Raw genomic sequence first — 18,658 nt, 5'->3', positions numbered from 1 at the left:
GGACCGATGCCCACCTACTTCTCCCCCGGCATCTACGTCGAGGAGGTGCCCAGCGGGGCCCGCCCGATCGGGCCGGTCGGCATGAGCACCGCCGCGTTCGTCGGGATCGCGCCCGACCGCGGCGCCCACGTCGGCGAGGCGCTGGCGGTGAACAGCTGGACCGAGTTCCTGCGGCTGTACGCCGACGGCGAGCACCTGGAGAGCACGCCGCTGGCCCGGGCCGTGTTCGGTTTCCTGGACAACGGCGGCACCCGCTGCTGGGTCGTCAACGTCGGCGAGGGCGGCCGGCTCACCGGCACCGGCGGGCGGCGCGGCGGCCTGGAACTGCTGGAGGCGATCGACGAGATCTCCATCCTGGCCGCGCCCGGCTACCACGACCCGGTCTCGCACGAGGCCCTGATCAGCATGGCCGAGCGGCTGCGCACCATGGTCGCGATCTGCGACCCGCCGCCGGAGGTCACCGACGTCTCGCGGCTCACCCGCGTCGCCACGCCGGGCAAGCCGCCCAAGCCCGCGTCGTCCGGGTCGCCCGACAAACCCGCCGAGGGTACGCCGGGCGACGCCGACGACGAACCGCCCGGCACCGGCGGTGACCGGCCCCGGCAGTCGGACTTCGCCGCCTTCTACTTCCCCTGGATCCGGGTCCGCGACCCGCTCAGTGGCGACCTCGTGCTCACCCCGCCGAGCGGGCACGTCGCCGGCATCTGGGCCCGCACCGACGCGCTGCGGGGCGTGCACAAGGCGCCCGCCAACGAGCCGGTACGCGGCGCCGTCGACCTCGCGTACCGGGTGACCCGGCCGGAGCACGACGTGCTCAACCCCAAGGGCGTCAACGTGATCCGGTTCTTCGCCGGTGAGGGCATCCGGCTGTGGGGGGCCCGGACGCTCGCCGCCGAGGCCAGCGAGTGGCGCTACCTGAACGTGCGGCGGCTGTCCATCTCCATCGAGCAGGCCATCGCCAACGGCACCCGGTGGATGGTGTTCGAGCCGAACGACTTCACGCTGTGGCGCTCGATCCGCCGGGACATCGGCGCGTTCCTCACCCGGGTGTGGCGCGACGGCGCGCTGCTCGGCCGGACGCCCGAGGAGGCGTTCTTCGTCAAGTGCGACGAGGAGACCAACCCGGCCGACGTCCGTGACGCCGGAATGGTGGTGGCCCACATCGGCATCGCGGTGGTCAAGCCCGCGGAGTTCGTGGTGTTCAAGCTGAGCCAGTGGGCCGGCGGCACCGAGACCGAGACGATCGGAGGCTGACATGCCCACCACTGCCACGCCGCAGCCGGGCGCACCGGTCGACCCGTACCGGGCGTACCACTTCAAGCTGCTCATCAACGGCATCACCAACGGGCACTTCACCGAGGTCAGCGGCTTCGAGGTGGCGATACCGGCGCTGTCGTACCGGGAGGCGGGCAACGAGCGCATCCGGGCCGTGCCCGGCCAGGTCGAGTACGCCCCGGTCACCCTCCACTTCGGCCTGACCAGCTCCCGCGAGCTGTGGGACTGGGTGAACGCGGCGGCCAAGGGCACCGTGAACCGGCGCAACGTGTCGGTGGTGCTGCTGGACCCGGCCGGCACCGCCGAGGTGCTGCGCTGGAACATGATCAACGCGTGGCCGACCCGGTGGCGGGGCGCGCACCTGAACACCCTGTCGCAGGAGATCGCCATCGAGGCGCTGACCTTGGCGTACGAGGGCCTGGAACTGGAGGCCGGCGGTGCCGCCGCCCCGGCGACCACGTGACCGGCTGGCCCGCGCCCTGCGGGCCACCGCCGATCGCCTCTCCGGACCGGGCACACCGCTCTCACCATCCTTCCCGGACTTCCCGGACTTCCCGGACTTTCCGGGCTCCCCGGACTTTCCGGGCTCTGCGGACCTCCCGTTCTCCGCGGGCTCACCGGAACCCGCGGGCTCCTCGGGCTTCGCGGGCTCCACGGGCTTTGCGGGCTCCACGGGCTCCACGGGCTTCGCGGGCTCCACGGGCTTCGCGGGTTTTCCGGCCGACGTGCCGCGCACGGCCGGCCAGCCGCCCGAGCACTGGCGGCGCCTGGTGGCGGCGCACGCCCCCGGCCTGCTCCGCGACCTTCCCCCACCCGCCGCCCCTCCCCCGCCCCCCGCCGAGCGGCGCCGGAAGGGCCTGTGGCGGACATGGAAGGCCCAGTTGATCAACCGACTCGCCGTCTCCCGCAACGACCCGTCGAGATCTTGGTACGAAAGGGCCCCCATAGGGGCCACTTCCTACCAAGATCTTCCGCGGCTCTCGGGAGGCGAGACGGGGATCTCAGGAGGTGGGAGATCGGCGCACTCGGGGTGGAACGCGCGGGGTGCGGCACGGTCCGGGACGGGGACGGCGTCCACGCGGGCAGATGGTGGGGAGGGCATGGCGGGGCCGGGGACCTCACCGTCGACGGTGGAGGACCGATGCCACTCGGGCGACGCAGGGCGGCCGGGCGGCGCCGGGTCGCTCGCGGGTTCTCCCGCCTGCCGGTGCGTCACGTCAGGCGGTTGCGTCACATCGGGCGGTTGCGTCACGTCACACGGTTGCGTCACGTCAGGCGGTCCGGCCGGCTCGCCGGGCGGGGCGGGTTCAGCGTGCATCGCCGACCGGTCCGGATCGCGAGACAACGTCGGCGGGCCGGGCACCCGCAGCACACCCGCCACCGGCAGAGGCACCGAGACCAGCACCAGCATCAACACCGGCGGAGGCACCAGCACCAGCACCAGCACCGGCACCGGCATCAACACCGGCACGTCCACCGGCGCCGGCACCGGCACCACGGACACAACCTCCGCAGGAGTGGCCGGCACCAGACGGTCGACAGCGACAGGGAACCGCAGCGCGAGCACCGGCAGCACCGGCAGCACCGGCAGCACCGGCAGCACCGGCAGCAAGGATCGCCGCGGCACGTCCACCGGCACCGGCACGCCCGCCGGCGCTCACCGGCGCACCGGCCCGGACGGCGGCCGTGACGCGCGCGGATCGCAGAGCCCCGTCCCCTCCGGCGACCCGGCCCGGCCGTCACCGCCCGAGCAACGACCCGGCCTCGGCGCGGATCGGATGGAGGAACTCCGGCACCTCCCGCCGGTCGACCGGAGCCGGGTACGGCATCGGCATGACGCCGCCGGAGCGGACCTGTCGCCCGAGCGAGGGGGCGTGTTCCCGCTCGCCTTCGCGGCCGCGCCCCCGTCGTCGCCGCGCGGACCGGCCGCGCGCACCGGGGGCAGCCGAACCGGATCGGCGGTTCGTCGCGACGAGGGCGGATCCGTCGACCACTACCCGGGGCGGGTCGCCGGCTCGCCGTACCCCCGAGGGCTCGGCCCGGCGCCGGGCGGCGAGTTCCGGACGCGACGGTGGCAACGGCCCGCAGCCGAAGGGCCCTGGCCCTCCCTCCCGGACGACGCCGGCGCGGCCCGCGCGACGAACCCGGCGTCGACCGGCCGGGTGACCGGCGACGGCGCCGCGCACCCGGACCCGTGGCCGGCGCTCCCGGCCGAACCGGCGTGGGTTCCCGAGCGGACCACACCGTGGAGCGACACGGCCCGTCTGGACCGGGAACAGGCGGGTGACTGATGGAGCGCGTCGCCTTCCTCGTGGACGAGTCCGGCACCCGCGTCGACTGCCTGCTCAACCCGGAGACCGTGCAGGTGACGCGGCTGGCCGGGGTACGGCCGCGCGGCGGACCGGACGGGCCGCTCACCGGCGCCGGGCTGGCCGACGACCCGCTGGTCTTCACCGGCGGCGGACGTACCGAACTGGTCCTCGATCTGCTCTTCGACGTCGACTTCGTGGAGTCCCCGGCCCGCCCCGAGGACGTGCGCGCGCTGACCCGGCCGCTGTGGATGCTCGCCGAGAACTCGGCGGTCGAGCACGGCTGGCTGCGCCCGCCGCTGGTCCGCCTGGTCTGGGGCAAGACGTGGAACGTACCGGGCGTGATCACCGCGATCGCGGAACGTTTCGACGCGTTCACCCTCACCGGTACGCCCCGGCGGTCCTGGCTGCGGTTGAGGCTGGTCCGCGTCGCGGAGGGCGCGGAGGCGGCGCGCGCCGGGTTCGAGGAGGAACTGGCCGCCGCGAGCACACCCGCTGTCGCACCCGGGTCTGCGGTGGTCGCCGCCGCCGACGGCGCGGCCGAGCCGGGCTGGTCCGGGGTGCGCTTCGACCTGCTCGCCCACGACGCGCTGGGTTCGCCGCTGCGGTGGCGGCTGCTCGCCGAGCACAACCGGATCACCGACCCGCTCACCGTGCCCGCCGGCACCGCGCTCGCCGTCCCGCCGGTCGGCGCCGCCACCGTCGCGCCGGACACCGTCACCACGGGAGGCACCCCGTGAGCGGCAACGCGACCGGCGCCTCGCGCCGCCCCGCCCCCGCGAGCACGACTCCCCGGAGCGGCGACGCGACAAGAAGCGCCGCGCGGCCTGCGACCGCCGGGGGTGCGCCGTGAGCCGGGCCGCCCTGGTCACAGTCGACGGCCGGCCGCTGGCCGACCCGGCCCGGCTGCGCGGCATCCGCGTCGCCGCCCGGCTGGACCGGCCCGCGCAGTGCGAGCTGACGCTCACCGCCGCCCCCGGTGCGGGCCCGCTCGACCCGCCGGTACGCCCCGGCGCCACAGTCGACGTGCGCCTCGACGGGCAGGCGGAGGCGCTGTTCACCGGCGAGGTGACAGCTGTCGAGCGGGAGTACGCGGGTGACGGCGCCGCGCTGGCCCGGATCCGGGCGTACGACCCGCTGCACCGGCTGCGCAAGCGGCAGGAGCTGCGGGTGTTCGAGTCGGTGACGGCCGCCGAGCTGGCCGCCGACCTGTGCGCCGGGCTGGGGTTGAGCGTGGCGGCCGAGGACGACGGGCCGCGCCTGGACCGGCTGCTCCAGCACCGGCACACCGACCTGGACCTGCTGTGCGAGGTGGCCGGCCGGGCCGGGCTGCACCTGGGCGTCGACGGGGACCGGTTGCGGCTGTTCACGCTGGACGGGTACGGGGAGCCGCTGCCGTTGACGCTCGGCGAGACGGTGTACGCGCTGCGGGTCACCGAGAACCTGGACCGGGCGGGCGCGGAGTGCGCTGTGCTCGGCTGGCATCCGCAGCGCGCCGAGCCGCTGAGCCAGCGGGCGGACGAGGCGCGCAGCGGGCGGCGTATCCCGCTGCGCCCGGATCCGGGCGACGTCGGCGCGGACGGTGTCCGCACGGCTGTCGACCAGCCGGGCCGCAGCGACGACGAGCTGGCCGCGCTGGCCCAGGCCGGGCTGGACACCCGGGTGGCGGCGCTGGTCACCGCCGAGGGCACCGCGGAGGGCGACCCGGCGCTGCGCCCCGGCCGGCGGATCGCCCTGGCCGGCGTCCCCGACCCGCTGGCCGGGGTGTACGTGCTCACCGAGGTGGTGCACACGGTGGACGCGGACGGGCACCTGAGCCGGTTCTCCACCGCACCGCCCGGCCCGCCGCCGTCCGCCGCGCCCCCGGCGGCCACTGTCACGCTCGGCACCGTCACCGACGTCGACGACCCGGACGGGCTGGGCCGGGCCCGGGTGACGCTCCCGGCGTACGGCGATCTGGACGCCGGCTGGCTCGCGGTGCTCTGCCCGGGCGCGGGCCGGGGCAAGGGGATCGTCGCGCTGCCCGACCCGGACGACACAGTGCTGGTGGCGCTGCCCGGCGGCGAACCGGCCTCGGGCGTGGTGCTCGGTTCGCTGTTCGGCGCGGTCGAGCCGTACGACGCGGGGATCGTGTCCGGGCGCTCGCGGCGCTGGTCGATGCGGACCGGCACCGGGCAGTCCATCGTGATCGACGACGACGGGCGCACGCTGCGCCTGGCCACCGACGCGGGCAGCTTCGTCGAGCTGCGTCCCGAGCTGACCACCGTGCACGCCGCCGGTGACCTGGTGCTCTCCGCGCCCGGCCGGGCCGTCGTGGTGCGCGGCCGCACCGTCGACTTCCTGCACGCCCCGGCGGCCGAGGACGCCGAGACCGCCGCCGCCCAGGCCCGTACGCTCGCCCGTTCCGCCGGAGGTGGCTGATGCGCTGGATCCACCGCGACTCGCTGATCACCTGCGGACACGACGGGCGGGTGAGCAACCGACCGTCCCAGGAGTGGGTGACGGTCCAGGCCGTGCCGGTGCTGATCCGCCCCGATCCGGAGGGACGCGACATCACCGCCTGCCCGAACTACGGCCCGACGATCAAACCGTGCCTGCACACGCTGACCGTCACTGTGGGTTACAGCACGTGGGTGCGGGTGGACCGGCAGCCGGTGGTGCTGTCGCACCTCGACGGGCTCACCGACGGCACCCCACCGGGCACCGTGCACCACCAGGTCCGCGACGTGCGGCAGGGTTTCCTGGGGGCGGACGCATGAGGGCCTTCCGCTTCGTCGGCGCCGGCTTCGACGCCGGCCGCGCCGGTGGTCTCGCGCTCACCGCCGCCGGCGGGCTCGCCATGACCGACGGCGACGAGACGGTACGCCAGGCGCTGTACCTGCTGCTGTCCACCACGCCCGGGGAGCGGCTGATGCGTCCCGGGTACGGGTCGCGGCTGCACCGGCTCGTCTTCGCCCCGAACGACGACACCACCGCCGGGCTGGCGATCCACTACGTGCGCCAGGCGATCCGGCGCTGGGAGCCTCGGGTCGAGGTGCTCGACGTGGACGCCGGCCCGGACCCGGACGACCCGTGGCGCCTGGTGATCCGGCTCGACTACCGGGTGCGGGCCAGCCTCTCCCCCGGCCACCTGGTGTCCTCCGTCGACCTGCTGCCCGCCGACGAGGAAACCGGAGACGAGGAGGGCACGCCATGACGCTGCCGGTGCCGCACCTGGACGACCGCGCCTTCCTCGACCTGGTCACCGAGGCGCGGGAACGCATCGCCCGGTCCTGCCCGGACTGGACCGACCTGTCCGCGCACGACCCGGGCATGGCGCTGGTGGAGGCGTTCGCCTACCTGACCGAGGTGATGATCTACCGGCTGAACCAGTTGCCGGAGAAGGCGTACGTCGCGTTCCTGAACCTGCTCGGCGTCACCCGGCACCCACCGGCGGCGGCCTGGGCGGACGTGCGCCTGACCCGTACCGGCCCGGACCGCGGCCCGGTGCGGGTGCCGGCCGGCACCCGCGTCGCCGCGGCCCGCGGGGCGGACCCCCGGCCGGTCGTCTTCGTGACCACCGAACCGGCGGTGCTGCCCGCCGGGGAGACCACGACGACGGTACGTGTGCACCACTGCGAGCCGGTGGAGGCGGAGCTGCTGGGCACCGGCACCGGGCAGCCCGGTCAGGTGTTGCGGGCCGCCCGCGCGCCGCTGACCCGTACCACCGAGGCGCTGGACCTGCTGCTCGGAGTGGAGGTGCCGGCGGGCTCGGTGGAGCTGGGCGCCGCCGCCCGCGAGCACGAGGGGCGCACGTACGAGATCTGGCGGCCGGTGGACAGCTTCGCCGGTGTCGGGGCGCAGGCGAAGGTCTACCTGGTGGACCGGGCCTCCGGGGTGGTCACGTTCGCCCCGGCGCTGGACCTGCGCCCGGACGTGAGCGCCCCGGCCGTCGAGGGGGCGGCCGGGGCGACCACTGTGGCGGCGGTGCCGCCGGCCGGGCGGCAGGTGCGGCTCTGGTACCGCTGCGGCGGCGGACCGGCCGGCAACGTGGCGGCGGGCGTGCTGACCAGCCTGCGTGATCCGCTGCCGGGGGTGAAGGTGGACAACCCGGAGCCGGCCACCGGCGGCCGGGACCTGGAGTCGCTGGAGTCGGTGCTGGCGCGCGGGCCGTACGAGTTCTTCGCCCAGCAGCGCGCGGTGACCGCCCGGGACTTCGAGATCCTCGCCACCGGCTCCGGCGCGGTGGCGCGGGCGCGGGCGTTCACCAGGGCCTCCGTCTACAGCTTCGCCCGGCCCGGCGAGGTCGAGGTGGTGCTGGTGCCGTACGTGCCGGAGGCGGCCCGCCCCGGCGGGCGGCTGCCGGTGGCGGTGCTGCGTGAGCACGAGGTGGAGGAGGCCCGCCGCCGGGTCGAGGCCGACCTGGAGCGGCGCCGCGCCCTGGGTACGGCGGTGCGCGCGGGCTGGGCCCGGTACAAGGCGGTGTCCATCCAGGCGCGGGTGGTGGTGCGCCGCGAGGAGGACGTGGACGCGGTGCGCCGTCGCATCCACGACCGGCTGCACCAGACGCTCAGCCCGCTGCCCACGCCGCTGAACCCGGCCGGCTGGGCGTTCGGCGAGCCGCTACGCGCCTCCAACGTGTACCGGATGCTGGAGCACGCCGAGCCGGGCGTGCGCTACGTCGAGTCGGTGCGGTTCGTGGTCGACGAGGCGCCCGACGCGCAGGTACGGACCGTGGCGGTGGACCAGTACCAGGCCGACACCTGGTACGCCGGCGGCGGCCCGGTGCTGTTCCGCTCCACCAACGCCGGTGCCGGCTGGGAACCGGCCGGCCGGTTCGACGACGAGACGGTGGTGCGGGTGGTCCCCGCGCCCGCCCCGGTACGCCCCGGCGTGGTCCCCCGGGCCGGTTCGGTGGCGGTGGTGACCACCCGCGACGCCGGTGGCTCCCGGGTGCGGCTGAGCACCGACCTGGGTGAGACGTGGACGCTGCTGACCGACCTCGACTCCGGCGTCCGCGACCTGGCCTGGATCGACCGGGACGGCACCGGTGCGCTGCTGCTGGCCACCGACACCGGTCTGTACGAGGTGCCGCTGCTACCCGGCGCGGTGCCGCTGCAGATCCTTGTCGACCCGGCCGACGCCGACCGGGGCTTCTACGCGGTCCGCGCGTTCGTCTCCGAGCGCGGCGCACCCGGGGTGGCGGTGGCCGCGCAGGCCGGATTCGGGGTCTACCTGTCGACCGCCGCCGGACGGCCCGGCACGTTCGCCCACGTCGGTCTCGCCAACGTGGACAACCGGGTCCTCGCCGTGCAGTACGACGGCCCGGCCACGCTGCTGTGGTGCGGCGCGGGCGAGCCGGACCCGAAGAAGCCCGGCCAGGGCTGCCACCGCACCCGGCTGTTCGAGTCGGACGTGAAGTGGCAGTCGATGGCGGCCGGCTGGATCGGCGGCACCTGCCGGGACCTGGCGTTCAGCGGTCCGCTCGCGCTGGCCGCGACGCAGAGCGGCGGCGTGGTCCGCCTGGACACGCTCGCCGGGCAGCCGCAGTGGTCGCCGGTGATGGTCAACTGCGGTCTGCCGCTGCGGGACCGCACCCGGTTCGTCCCGGTCGACGCCATCGCCGCCACCGCGCCCACCGGCACGTCCGGCGCCGGGCGGCTGGTGCTCGCCGGGGGTGAGCGCGGCGTGTTCCGCAGCGGCGACGGCGAGGACTGGACGCCCAGCGCCAACCAGGCCACCGCCGACGTGGTCACCGTCCCCGGCACCTGGCTGCTCTGCTCCGGCGAGCACGACATCGAGGTGGTGCGGCAGGATGCGCCGAGCGGCGATTGAGCGGCTGCTGTCGGCCGCGTACCAGCGGGCCGCCGGCCCGGGCAGCGTGCTGGGCGCGCTGCTGGACGTGATGGAGGCGCTGCACGCGCCGGACGAGGCGGTGCTCGCCGACGTCGACGCGCTGTTCGACCCGTACCGGACGCCGGACGGGTTCGTGGCGTACCTGACCCGCTGGGTGGCGATGGACCACGTGGTCGCCGCGCCCCGCGCCGACGCGCCGCTGCCGTTGCCGGCCGGCCGGCTGCGGGACCTCGTCGCGCACGGCGCGCTGCTGGCCCGGTGGCGCGGCACCCCGTACGGGATGCGGACCGCGCTGGAGCTGGCCACCGGCGTGACCGGGTTCGTGCTGGACGAGCCGCCCGAGCGGCCGTTCCACCTGGTGGTGCGGGTGCCACCGGCCGCCGCCGACCGGCTGGCACTGGTCACCCGCATCGTCGAGGCGGAGAAACCGGCGGCGGTCACCGTCGAGGTCGTCGCCGGGGACCCGGCCGACCCGCCCTCCGACCCGACGCCGCCGGACCCGGGCCCGCCGCCCACGCCCGAGCCGGACGACGCCGAGCCCGCCGCCGGGGTGGCGACGGTGCGCGCGGTCGGCCGGGCGCACGTCCCCGCACCCCTGCCCCACGATCCGCCCGAGGAGCCGTCATGACCACCGAATGGACAGTCGTCGCCGCCGCCGAACAGTTCACCCTGGACGCCCGCAACGCCGGTGAGCTGACGTTCACCGTGTCGAACCCGGGTGCCGCGCCGGACACCGTCGTCTTCGACGTCGCGCCCGGCGAGGGCAGCCAGCGGGCCTGGTTCACGGTGGCCGAGCCGCAGCGGGTGGTGCCCGGGCAGGGCTCGGTGTCGTTCCTGGTGCGCCTGGCCGTACCGCCCGGCACGCCGCCCCGGCGTTACGACATGACCGGGTTCGCGTACTCGGCGAACACCGCGCCGGAGGAGAGTTCCCGCTCCAGCGGCCGGGTCACGTACGACGTGCGGGCCGTCGTACCCCCGAAGCGCGCGCCGTGGCCGTGGATCGCCGCCGCCGCGGCGCTGGTGCTGGTCGTGGCCGGGGTGGTGGCCTGGCTGGTGACCCGCGGCCCGGACACCCCGGCCCCGCCGCAGGCGAATGCGGTGACGGTGGAGGCGGAGACGCTCGTCTCCGGCGCCACGGTGCAGTCCCCCACCGGCACGAAGGCGGAGGTGGTGGCGCAGGAGAACTGCTGCGACGTGGTGTGGTCCGGCGACGCGCAACTGTTCTTCCTGGGCCGGGGTGTGGGCGACCGGGTGACGGTGCGGGTGGATCTGCCGTCCGACGGCACCTGGCGGTTCTCCACAGTGCGGACCACGTCGTTCGACTACGCGAACACGATCTGGCTGGTCGACGGCCGGCAGGTCGGCGACACGTTCTTCGGGTTCAGCCCGACGGTGGTCCGCACCGACGAGGTGGACGTGGGCACCGTGGAGCTGACCCGCGGGCCGCACACGCTGACGCTCGTGGCGGTGAGCAAGACCCAGGGCACCGACAGGTACTTCGCCGGGGTGGACGAGATCCGCTTCACGCCCGTCGTCCGGCCATGACAACCAGGCAGAAGGTGCTGCTGGTGGCGGTGGCGGTGCTGCTGGTGGCGCTGTACGTGGTGGCGGTGGCCGGGCGTCGCGACGACAGGGGCGACCCGGCGGCCGGGCCGGGCGCGCTGGCCCGGCTCGGGCGCGGGTCCGGGACGGTGGACCCGGCGACGGTGGCGGTGACGTGCCTGCCGCCGGCCGCCGAACCGGCCGCCACCGCCGACGGGGTGACGCTCGCCTTCGGCACGGTGTGCCGGCTGCGGGTGGCCGATCCGGGCGCGCTGCGCACGCTGGTGCTGCGCGGCACGACGCCGTTCGAGGTGACAGCCCGCGCACCCGGCGACGCGGACGTGACTGTGACCGACGAGGTGGCGCCGGACGCGGACGGACCGGCGGTCGCGAAGGTGGCGGTGGACCGGGAGACCGAGGTGCTCCTGCGTTGTCCGGGAGGTGGCGGATGTTCGGTCACGCTGGCCCGGTCCTGACCGGGACGGAGACGCGGCATGGGTGAGTTGCGCAAGCCGTTCCTGCTGCTCGCCCTGCTCGCGGTGGCGCTGGTCGTCGGTGTGGAGCTGGGTGCGGCGGCGCTGACCGGTGGCGGCGACGCGAGCGGCGCGCTGCGGGAGCGCGCCGGTCAGCTCGGCGTCGAGCTGGGCGACGTCGGCGCGGTGTCCGAGCCGTCCGGTCGGGGCATCGGCTCCCTGGCGCTGATCGACGTGGTGGCGCTCTGGACGACCGGGCTGTTCTGCCTGAGCCTGGTGCTGCCGGACCGGTTGCAGGGCCGGGTGCAGGGCGTGGCCACGCTCGTCTTCTCGATCGTGCTGCTGCTGGTGTCGCTGGTCCTGCTGATCGTCGCGTTCGTCGAGCTGACGGTGATGGTGTCGCTGTTCCTGGCGCCGCCGTTCGGCACCCTGGCGTACCTGGCGGTGTGGGGGTTCTTCCCGGTCGACGACGCGGCGGTGCTGCTCGGGCTGGCGCTGCTGCTCAAACTGGTCTGGGTCGCGCTGCTGCTCGCCGCCCAGCCCCGGTTCCTGCGCAACAAGGGTCTCGTCGTGCTGGCGCTGACCACGCTGCTGTGCACAGTGGTGCTGCAGTTCCTGCACGGCCTGGTGCCGGTGATCCTGGTGAGCATCCTGGACGACCTGGGCGCCGTGGTGTTCGCCGTGGTGGGGCTGATCTGGGCGCTGGTGCTGCTGATCGGGTCGATCCCGGCGATCGTCAAGGCGATCCGGACCACCGCGACGACGTCCGGCCGTACTGTCAGGTGACCGCGCCGCCGGTTGCGAGCGTGGCCAGGCGCGGCAGTTGCGCCGGGTCGGTGAGCGCCGACCCGACCGCCACCACGCGCGCCCCGGCGGCGAGGAAGTCGCCCGCGTTGCCGGCGTCGACACCGCCGGTGGCCACGAACCGGGCCTCCGGCAGCGGCCCGGCCACCGCCCGGAACCACGCCGGGCCGAGGCTGACCGCCGGGAACGCCTTGAGCCACACCAGGCCGTGGTCGAGTGCCCGCTGCGCCTCGGTCGGGGTGGCCACGCCGGGCAGGTGCGGCACGCCGTGCCCGGCCGCCGCGTCGGCCACCGCCAGGTCCAGGCCCGGCGCCACTGTGAACGCCGCCCCGGCGGCCACCGCGTCGTGGACCTGCGCCGGGGTACGCACCGTGCCCGCGCCGACGATCCGGTCCCGCCGCCGCCCGGCCGTCACGGCGGCGCGCAGCGCCGGCACCGCTTCCGGGGTACGGATGGGCACCTCCACCACGGCGATGCCGAGATCCCAGGCCAGTTCCGCCAGCCGTACCGTCTCGTCGGCGGGCAGATCGCGCAGGATCACCATCACCCGCGCGTCGCCGAACAGGGTCTCGAAGTCGTGCCCGCTCATCGTCCACTCCCTCCCCGGACCTGCGCGGTCCACATCGTCTCCGGCAGCGCCAGCGCCCGCGCGATCGTCTCCGGGTCCGGCGGCGGGGCGGTGTCGCCCGGCACGGCCAGCACCGGCGCCGCGGTCAGGTGCCCCAGCCGCAGGCAGGCTCGCAGGTCGAGGCCGCGCAGCAGCCCGGAGAGGAACCCGGCGGCGAACGCGTCACCCGCGCCGACCGGCTCCACCACGTCCACCGGCAGCGCCGGCACGAACACCGCCGGCCCGGTACGCGGCAGCGCCGCCGCGCCGACCGGCCCGTCCTTGACCACCACCAGCTCCGGGCCGGGCAGCAGCGCGCGAACCGCGGCCGGATCGTCCGCCGACCAGAGCACCGCTGCCTCGTCCAGCCCGACCAGCACCACGCCGGCGCGGTCGGCCAGGTCACGCAGGACCGGTCCGGCCCGGTCGGCGGGCCAGAGCGCCGGGCGGTGGTTCACGTCGAAGCTGACCCGCGCGCCCGGCAGCGCGCGCCCGTCCAGCGCTGATACGAGCAGGTCACGGCAGGTGCCGGAGAGCGCTGCGGTGATGCCGGACAGGTGCAGCAGGCGTGCCCCGGCCAGCGCGGGCCGCGCGAGGTCGGCGGCGCCGAGGCGGCTCGCGGCCGACCCGGCGCGGTGGTAGTGCACGCGGGTGCCGTCCGGCCCCGGATCCTTCAGGTAGAGCCCGGTCGGCGCGTCCGGATCCACTGTGACCAGGCTGACGTCCACGCCTGCGGCGGCGACCTCGGCCACCACCCGCCGCCCGAACGGGTCGTCGCCGACCCGGCTGACCCACGCCGCGCGGTGCCCGAGCCGGGCCAGGCCGGCCGCCACGTTCGACTCGGCGCCGCCGACGCCGACAGTCAGCCGCGCGGCGTGCTCCAGCGTCCCGCCGTCATCCGGGGTGAGCACCACCATCGTCTCGCCCACGCAGACCACCTCCGGCCCGCTCCCGCCCGCGACCGTGGTGCCGGAGGTGTGCGGCTCGCTCACCGGAGGACCGCCGCGTCCATCCGGGCCGCGACGTCGGCCGGGTCGAGGTGGCCGTCGGCGACGAGCACCCGGTGCCGGTTGTGCCGGGGCTGCCCGGCCGCGACCACCGCCGGGCTGTCGAACGCGTACGCGACGCAGACGCCCGGGTACATCGCGGTGCGTACGAACCACCTGTCACCGGGCCCCAGACCGGTGAACACCAGCGTGTACGCGCCACCGCCGGGCGCGGTGGCGGACAACGCCAGCCAGGGCGCGGCCGAGCCGTTCACGTCGTCCTCACCGATGGCGGCGGCGGTGCGCACAAGCGGTTCCCCGTCGGCCACGGCCCGCCAGAAGAAGCCGCCGTACCCGGCGCCGCCCGGGCGGCCGTTCGTGGCCGGGCTGCCCAGGCGCACGTCGACGCCGGTCGCGGAGGTGAGCGTGGCGGACAGGTCCAGCCACCAGGCGTCCTCCCCGGCGGACGTGGCGCTGATCCGCCGGTGCTCGCGCAGCAGCACCCGGCCGTGCCGGTCCCGCCACTCCAGGTCGTGGTCGAGCCGGCCGGCGGTCCGCTCCCGCCAGCCGGTGTGCGCGATGACGCCGTGGTCGTCGCGCCAGGTGTAGCCGGTGCCGCGAACGTACGTCCGGCCGCCCCACAGGTTGACGCCGTCCACGTCCTGCACCGCCAGTGACGCGCCGAGGTGCCAGACGTGGTCGGCCGGGAGCGCGTCGGTGACCGGGGTGCCGGCCCGGGTCCGCACCGGATGCAGGTAGGGCCGGGGCCCGTGGCGCGGGTCCAGGTCGGGCCGGACCACGTACCGGGCCACCTCGACGCCGTCCACGACCAGCCGGGGCTCGGCGTCGGCCGCGGCAGGGCGCGGCTCGGGCCCGGCGCGGCGCGGCTCGGCAGCGGCGGAACGAGGTTCGGCGGTCACGACGGTTCCGGGGCGGGGACCGGGCGGCGGGCGTCCAGCGCGTGCAGCGCCGCGAGGGCGTACCCGCCGAGGATCGGCACCGCGACCGGCGTGACCAGCATGCCCAGCAGCACCGCCAGCGCGCAGACGCCGGAGGCGGCGGCCCACACGCCGGGGCGCTCCGGGCAGGAACGCGCCACCCGGCGGGCGGCGGCCCGCCAGCCCCGGCCGCCGGTGCGCCCGACCGCGACGGTGACCAGGCCCGCGTACCCGAGCACTGCTGCCACCACGACGGCGGTGAGCGCGAGCGCGGGCCCGCCGCCGGGTACCCGGCCGGTGGTGAGCGCGACTAGGTCGGCGGCGAGCAGCGCGGCGGCGGCGAGCGCGACGGCGCTGACCGCGAGCCCGGCTGGTAGCGCGCGGCCGAACCGGGCCAGGCTGGTCCGCGCGTCGGGCCAGGCGCCGGTGACCGACCTGTCGTGCAGCGCGGCACCGGCGGTGGCGAGCGCCGGGGCGAGCGTGAGCACCGGCAGCGCGGCGAGCGCCACGACGAAGCCGAGCAGCGCCAGGTCGGTCGCCTCGCGCGCCGTGTCCCGCCAGTCGCCACGGGCCGGCACGGGGTGGGCGGGTACGGCGTCGGTGGAGGCAGGCACGGCGGTCATCCCTTCAGCCCGCTGGTGTTGATGCCCTCGACGAGCATCCGCTGGAAGGCCAGGAAGAACAGGAACACCGGCAGCAGCGACAGCACCGACATGGCGAACATCGGGCCGACGGCGCTCTGGCTGGTCGAGTCGATGAACAGGGTCAGCGCCACCGGGACCGTGTAGTCCTCCAGGCTGGACAGGAACACCAGCTGGCGGAAGAAGTCGTTCCAGGTCCAGATGAACGAGAAGATGGCCGTGGTGACCAGTGCCGGGCGGCTCAGCGGCAGGATGACGTGCCGGAACACGCCGTACGGGGACGCGCCGTCGATGGTGGCCGCCTCGTCCAGCTCGCGTGGAATGCCGCGCATGAACTGCACCATGAGGAAGACGAAGAACGCCTCGGTGGCCAGGAACTGCGGCACCAGCAGCGGCAGGTACGGCCAGTCGCCGCCGACCAGGCCGAGGCTGCGGAACAGGATGTACTGCGGCACGATCAGCACGTGCCCGGGTAGCAGCAGCGTCCCGATCATGACGGTGAACCAGAGCTTGCGCAGCCGGAACCGCAGCCGACCCAGGGCGTACGCGGCGAGCAGGCAGGACAGCGCGTTGCCGACGACGGTGAGCCCGCTGACCAGCACGCTGTTGAGGAAGAACCGGCCGAAGCTGATGTCGAAGTTGGTCCAGCCGTCGAGGTAGTTGCCGGGGGTGAACTCCTCCGGCAGCAGGCCGACGTTGTTGACGATCTCGGCCTGCGACTTGACCGACGTGCCGAGCATCCAGAACAGCGGGTAGAGCACCACCGCGACGATCGCCACGAGCACGACGAGCCGCAGCACGTTCCGGCCACTGCCCGGCCGGCGGGTGGCAGCGAGCGCCGTCATGAGTCGTCTCCGTCCGAGTAGTGCACCCAGAACCGGCCGGTGCTGAAGAACACGGCGGTGATCAGGCCGATCGCCACCAGGAACACCCACGCCATCGCCGACGCGTAGCCCATCTCCAGGTCGGTGAAGCCGGAGATGTAGAGCTTCAGCGTGTACATCAGGGTGGAGTCGACCGGGCCGCCGGTGCCGTTGCTGAGCACGAACGCGGCGGTGAAGCCCTGGAAGCCGTTGATGGTCTCCAGCACCAGGTTGAAGAAGATCACCGGGGAGAGCATGGGCAGGGTGACCGCGCGGAAGCGCCGCCACGCCCCGGCGCCGTCCACCGCCGCCGCCTCGTACAGCTCGGTGGGCACCTGCTTGAGCCCGGCCAGGAAGATCACCATGGGCGCGCCGAACTGCCAGATCGCCAGCACCATCAGTGTCTCCAGCGCCCAGTCCGGGTCGCTGACCCAGGGCAGCCCCTCGACGCCGAACAGGGCGAGGAACGAGTTGAACGCGCCGTCCCGGTTGAACATGTTGACCCAGACGATCGCCAGCGCGACGCTGCCGCCGAGCAGCGACGGCAGGTAGAACAGGCTGCGGAACAGCCCGACACCGCGCCAGGCCCGGTTGAGCAGCAGCGCCACGCCGAGCGCGGCGGCCAGCTTCAGCGGTACGGCGACCAGCGCGAACGTCAGCGTGACCCGCACCGCGTGCCAGTACGACGGGTCGGCGGTGAACATCCGCTCGTAGTTGGCCAGCCCCACCCACCGCACCTCGGACAGCGGCGTGAGGATGTCGTAGTCGGTGAAGCTCAGCCAGAGCGACAGCAGCATCGGGATCGCCGTGACGCCCATCAGTCCGATGAGCCAGGGCGAGAGGAAGACGTACCCCGCCAGGCCCTCGCCGAGCCGGGCCCGGCCGGCCCGACGCCGCGTGGGGCGGGGGCCGGCCGGTCCGGTACGCGGGGTCCGGCCGGGCGCCGTGGTGAGAGCCACGGGACCGGTCCTTTCGTGGGGTCAGGCGATCGCGGCTTTGCAGGCGGTGACGAACTGCTCCGCCGCCTGAGCCGGGGTGGCCCGGCCGTACTGGGCGTTCTCGGCGGCCTTGACCAGCTCGGACTTGACCTTGCTGTGGCCCTTGATCGGCACCTGGGGCGAGGCGCCGAACTTCTGCGCCAGCTCGGACTCGACCTGGATGGACTGCTTCATGGCCGGGTCGGTGGCGGTCTCGCTGACCTTGGCGCGCAAGTCCATGTTGGACGGCAGACCACGGTCGGTGCCGAGCAGCGCCACCGCCTCCGGGTCGTTGTTCAGGAAGTTGATCACGTCGACGGCGACGTCCTTGTGCTTGCTGCCCTTGAACACCGACCAGTACATCGAGGCGCGCGCCCACTGGGCGCTCGGGTCACCCGGGTACGCGACCACGCCCAGCTCGTCCTTGGTGTTCTTCTTCAGGTCCGGCATCTGGTTGACCCACACCCAGGAGGTGGCCGACTTGCCGGTGACCACGAGCTGCTTGGTGATGTCGCTGGAGTTGCCCTCGTGGATCACGTCGGGCGTCGGGGTGGCGCCCCGGTCCCGCGCGCCCTTCCACAGCTCGAACCACTTCGTCACGTCCTCGGCGGTGAACCCGAGTTCCTTGCCGTTGTACAGGTCCTTGCCCTGCTGGCGCAGCCACACCCAGAGCGCCTTGTAGTCGGCGCTCGGGTCCTGCGTACCGGGGACCTTCGTCTTCTTCGCCACCTGCTCGGCCCAGGCGATGTGCTCCTCCCAGCTCATCCCGGTGGTCGGCTCGGGCAGCCCGTTCTTCGTCAGCAGCGTCTTGTTGTAGACGAGGCCCTGGGTGTTCTCCCCGGCGGCCACACCGGCGAGCTTGCCGTCGACCACGCCGTACTCCAGCAGGCTCTTGGGGAACTTCGACACGTCGAGCTTGCCGGAGTCGCGGTAGCTGCCCAGGTCGAGCGTGGTGCTGCGGCCGGCGTACTCGGCCAGGTAGTTGTCGTCGATCTGGAACAGGTCCGGCGGGTTGCCGCCGGCGGTCAGCGTGGCGAGCTTGTCGAAGTAGCCCTGGTTGGCCTGCCAGGTCTTCTCGAACGTCACGTCCGGGTTCTTCTTGGTGTAGAGGGCCAGGGCGTCCTCGGTGAGCTTCGCCCGGGCCTCACCGCCCCACCAGAAGACGGAGAGTTTGACCGGGCCGCCGTCGCCGCCGGCGTCGTCGTCGCCGCAGCCGGCCGCGCCCAGGGCGAGGGGCACGGCGAGCGCGACGGCGGCCAGGCCGCGCACGAGTCGGCGTCGGGTCAGGGGGGTACGGTGATCCCGCCCGGCGGGTACGCCGGCGGTGGGGGACGTTGCGGGGTGCATCTGCGCTCACTCCTCGGCTTTGGGAGGCGACGACGTCACCGGCGGCCGTCCACGGGCCGCC

At 74.7% G+C, this 18,658-nt stretch carries 20 protein-coding genes; 12 read left to right on the top strand and 8 right to left on the bottom strand.

What is annotated here, in order from left to right; translation table 11 throughout:
* The first annotated feature begins 6 nt into the window (after window positions 1-6).
* Entirely contained in the window at window positions 7-1,254 is a 1,248-nt protein-coding gene (locus tag O7607_RS25190; protein ID WP_269705686.1) for a phage tail sheath family protein, read from the top strand.
* 1 nt (window position 1,255) lies between these two features.
* Window positions 1,256-1,738 carry a phage tail protein gene (locus O7607_RS25185; protein WP_269705685.1) on the top strand — a complete coding sequence of 161 codons (483 nt, stop codon included), beginning with the start codon at window positions 1,256-1,258 and terminating at the stop codon, window positions 1,736-1,738.
* A gap of 495 nt (window positions 1,739-2,233) precedes the next feature.
* Here O7607_RS25185 and O7607_RS25180 read toward each other — a convergent pair whose 3' ends face one another.
* Window positions 2,234-2,914, bottom strand: a complete 681-nt coding sequence (locus tag O7607_RS25180) for a hypothetical protein (RefSeq protein WP_269705684.1) — start codon at window positions 2,912-2,914, stop codon at window positions 2,234-2,236.
* A 235-nt stretch (window positions 2,915-3,149) separates the two neighbouring features.
* On the opposite strand from O7607_RS25180, the gene O7607_RS25175 reads away from it, so the two are divergent.
* The 10 genes from O7607_RS25175 (at window position 3,150) to O7607_RS25130 (ending at window position 12,220) form a co-directional block, all read left to right on the top strand.
* Window positions 3,150-3,566 (top strand): hypothetical protein, encoded by a 417-nt coding sequence (locus tag O7607_RS25175; RefSeq protein WP_269705683.1) that lies wholly within the window; start codon window positions 3,150-3,152, stop codon window positions 3,564-3,566.
* The gene (locus tag O7607_RS25170; protein WP_269705682.1) at window positions 3,566-4,324 is read left to right on the top strand and encodes a CIS tube protein; all 759 of its coding nucleotides are present in this window, start codon (window positions 3,566-3,568) and stop codon (window positions 4,322-4,324) included. Before O7607_RS25175 ends, O7607_RS25170 begins: the two co-directional genes overlap by 1 nt.
* Before the next feature lie 109 nt (window positions 4,325-4,433).
* The gene (locus O7607_RS25165; protein ID WP_269705681.1) at window positions 4,434-6,005 is read left to right on the top strand and encodes a phage baseplate assembly protein V; all 1,572 of its coding nucleotides are present in this window, start codon (window positions 4,434-4,436) and stop codon (window positions 6,003-6,005) included.
* Window positions 6,005-6,343 carry a hypothetical protein gene (locus O7607_RS25160; RefSeq protein WP_269705680.1) on the top strand — a complete coding sequence of 113 codons (339 nt, stop codon included), beginning with the start codon at window positions 6,005-6,007 and terminating at the stop codon, window positions 6,341-6,343. The genes O7607_RS25165 and O7607_RS25160 overlap by 1 nt, the downstream gene beginning before the upstream one ends.
* Window positions 6,340-6,780, top strand: a complete 441-nt coding sequence (locus tag O7607_RS25155; protein ID WP_269705679.1) for a GPW/gp25 family protein — start codon at window positions 6,340-6,342, stop codon at window positions 6,778-6,780. Before O7607_RS25160 ends, O7607_RS25155 begins: the two co-directional genes overlap by 4 nt.
* Window positions 6,777-9,398, top strand: a complete 2,622-nt coding sequence (locus O7607_RS25150) for a putative baseplate assembly protein (RefSeq protein WP_269705678.1) — start codon at window positions 6,777-6,779, stop codon at window positions 9,396-9,398. Before O7607_RS25155 ends, O7607_RS25150 begins: the two co-directional genes overlap by 4 nt.
* Complete coding sequence (locus O7607_RS25145) at window positions 9,379-10,047, top strand: phage tail protein (protein ID WP_269705677.1); 669 nt, start codon at window positions 9,379-9,381, stop codon at window positions 10,045-10,047. Before O7607_RS25150 ends, O7607_RS25145 begins: the two co-directional genes overlap by 20 nt.
* On the top strand, window positions 10,044-10,964 hold the full coding sequence (locus tag O7607_RS25140; RefSeq protein WP_269705676.1) for a hypothetical protein: 921 nt from the start codon (window positions 10,044-10,046) through the stop codon (window positions 10,962-10,964). Before O7607_RS25145 ends, O7607_RS25140 begins: the two co-directional genes overlap by 4 nt.
* Window positions 10,961-11,437 (top strand): hypothetical protein, encoded by a 477-nt coding sequence (locus O7607_RS25135; protein WP_269705675.1) that lies wholly within the window; start codon window positions 10,961-10,963, stop codon window positions 11,435-11,437. The genes O7607_RS25140 and O7607_RS25135 overlap by 4 nt, the downstream gene beginning before the upstream one ends.
* 18 nt (window positions 11,438-11,455) lie before the next feature.
* Complete coding sequence (locus O7607_RS25130) at window positions 11,456-12,220, top strand: hypothetical protein (protein WP_269705674.1); 765 nt, start codon at window positions 11,456-11,458, stop codon at window positions 12,218-12,220.
* On the opposite strand, the gene O7607_RS25125 is transcribed toward O7607_RS25130, so the two are convergent.
* The 7 genes from O7607_RS25125 to O7607_RS25095 are packed head-to-tail and all read right to left on the bottom strand — an operon-like array spanning window position 12,213 to window position 18,597.
* On the bottom strand, window positions 12,213-12,827 hold the full coding sequence (locus O7607_RS25125) for a bifunctional 4-hydroxy-2-oxoglutarate aldolase/2-dehydro-3-deoxy-phosphogluconate aldolase (RefSeq protein WP_269705673.1): 615 nt from the start codon (window positions 12,825-12,827) through the stop codon (window positions 12,213-12,215). The genes O7607_RS25130 and O7607_RS25125 overlap by 8 nt on opposite strands.
* Window positions 12,824-13,837, bottom strand: coding sequence for a sugar kinase (locus tag O7607_RS25120; RefSeq protein ID WP_269705672.1), 1,014 nt, complete (start codon window positions 13,835-13,837; stop codon window positions 12,824-12,826). The genes O7607_RS25125 and O7607_RS25120 overlap by 4 nt, the downstream gene beginning before the upstream one ends.
* Window positions 13,834-14,751, bottom strand: coding sequence for a PmoA family protein (locus tag O7607_RS25115; RefSeq protein WP_269705670.1), 918 nt, complete (start codon window positions 14,749-14,751; stop codon window positions 13,834-13,836). The genes O7607_RS25120 and O7607_RS25115 overlap by 4 nt, the downstream gene beginning before the upstream one ends.
* Window positions 14,748-15,392 (bottom strand): hypothetical protein, encoded by a 645-nt coding sequence (locus O7607_RS25110; RefSeq protein WP_269705669.1) that lies wholly within the window; start codon window positions 15,390-15,392, stop codon window positions 14,748-14,750. The genes O7607_RS25115 and O7607_RS25110 overlap by 4 nt, the downstream gene beginning before the upstream one ends.
* Window positions 15,389-16,255, bottom strand: a complete 867-nt coding sequence (locus tag O7607_RS25105) for a carbohydrate ABC transporter permease (RefSeq protein ID WP_269705668.1) — start codon at window positions 16,253-16,255, stop codon at window positions 15,389-15,391. Before O7607_RS25105 ends, O7607_RS25110 begins: the two co-directional genes overlap by 4 nt.
* The gene (locus tag O7607_RS25100) at window positions 16,252-17,232 is read right to left on the bottom strand and encodes a carbohydrate ABC transporter permease (RefSeq protein ID WP_269705667.1); all 981 of its coding nucleotides are present in this window, start codon (window positions 17,230-17,232) and stop codon (window positions 16,252-16,254) included. The genes O7607_RS25105 and O7607_RS25100 overlap by 4 nt, the downstream gene beginning before the upstream one ends.
* A 21-nt stretch (window positions 17,233-17,253) precedes the next feature.
* On the bottom strand, window positions 17,254-18,597 hold the full coding sequence (locus O7607_RS25095; RefSeq protein ID WP_269705666.1) for an ABC transporter substrate-binding protein: 1,344 nt from the start codon (window positions 18,595-18,597) through the stop codon (window positions 17,254-17,256).
* Window positions 18,598-18,658 lie beyond the last annotated feature (61 nt).

Origin of the sequence: Micromonospora sp. WMMA1949 (assembly GCF_027460145.1) — a bacterium.
In the GTDB taxonomy this organism is placed as follows: domain Bacteria; phylum Actinomycetota; class Actinomycetes; order Mycobacteriales; family Micromonosporaceae; genus Micromonospora.
The sequence above is the reverse complement of the archived record's forward strand: the minus strand, read 5'-3'. Positions and strand labels throughout refer to the sequence as shown.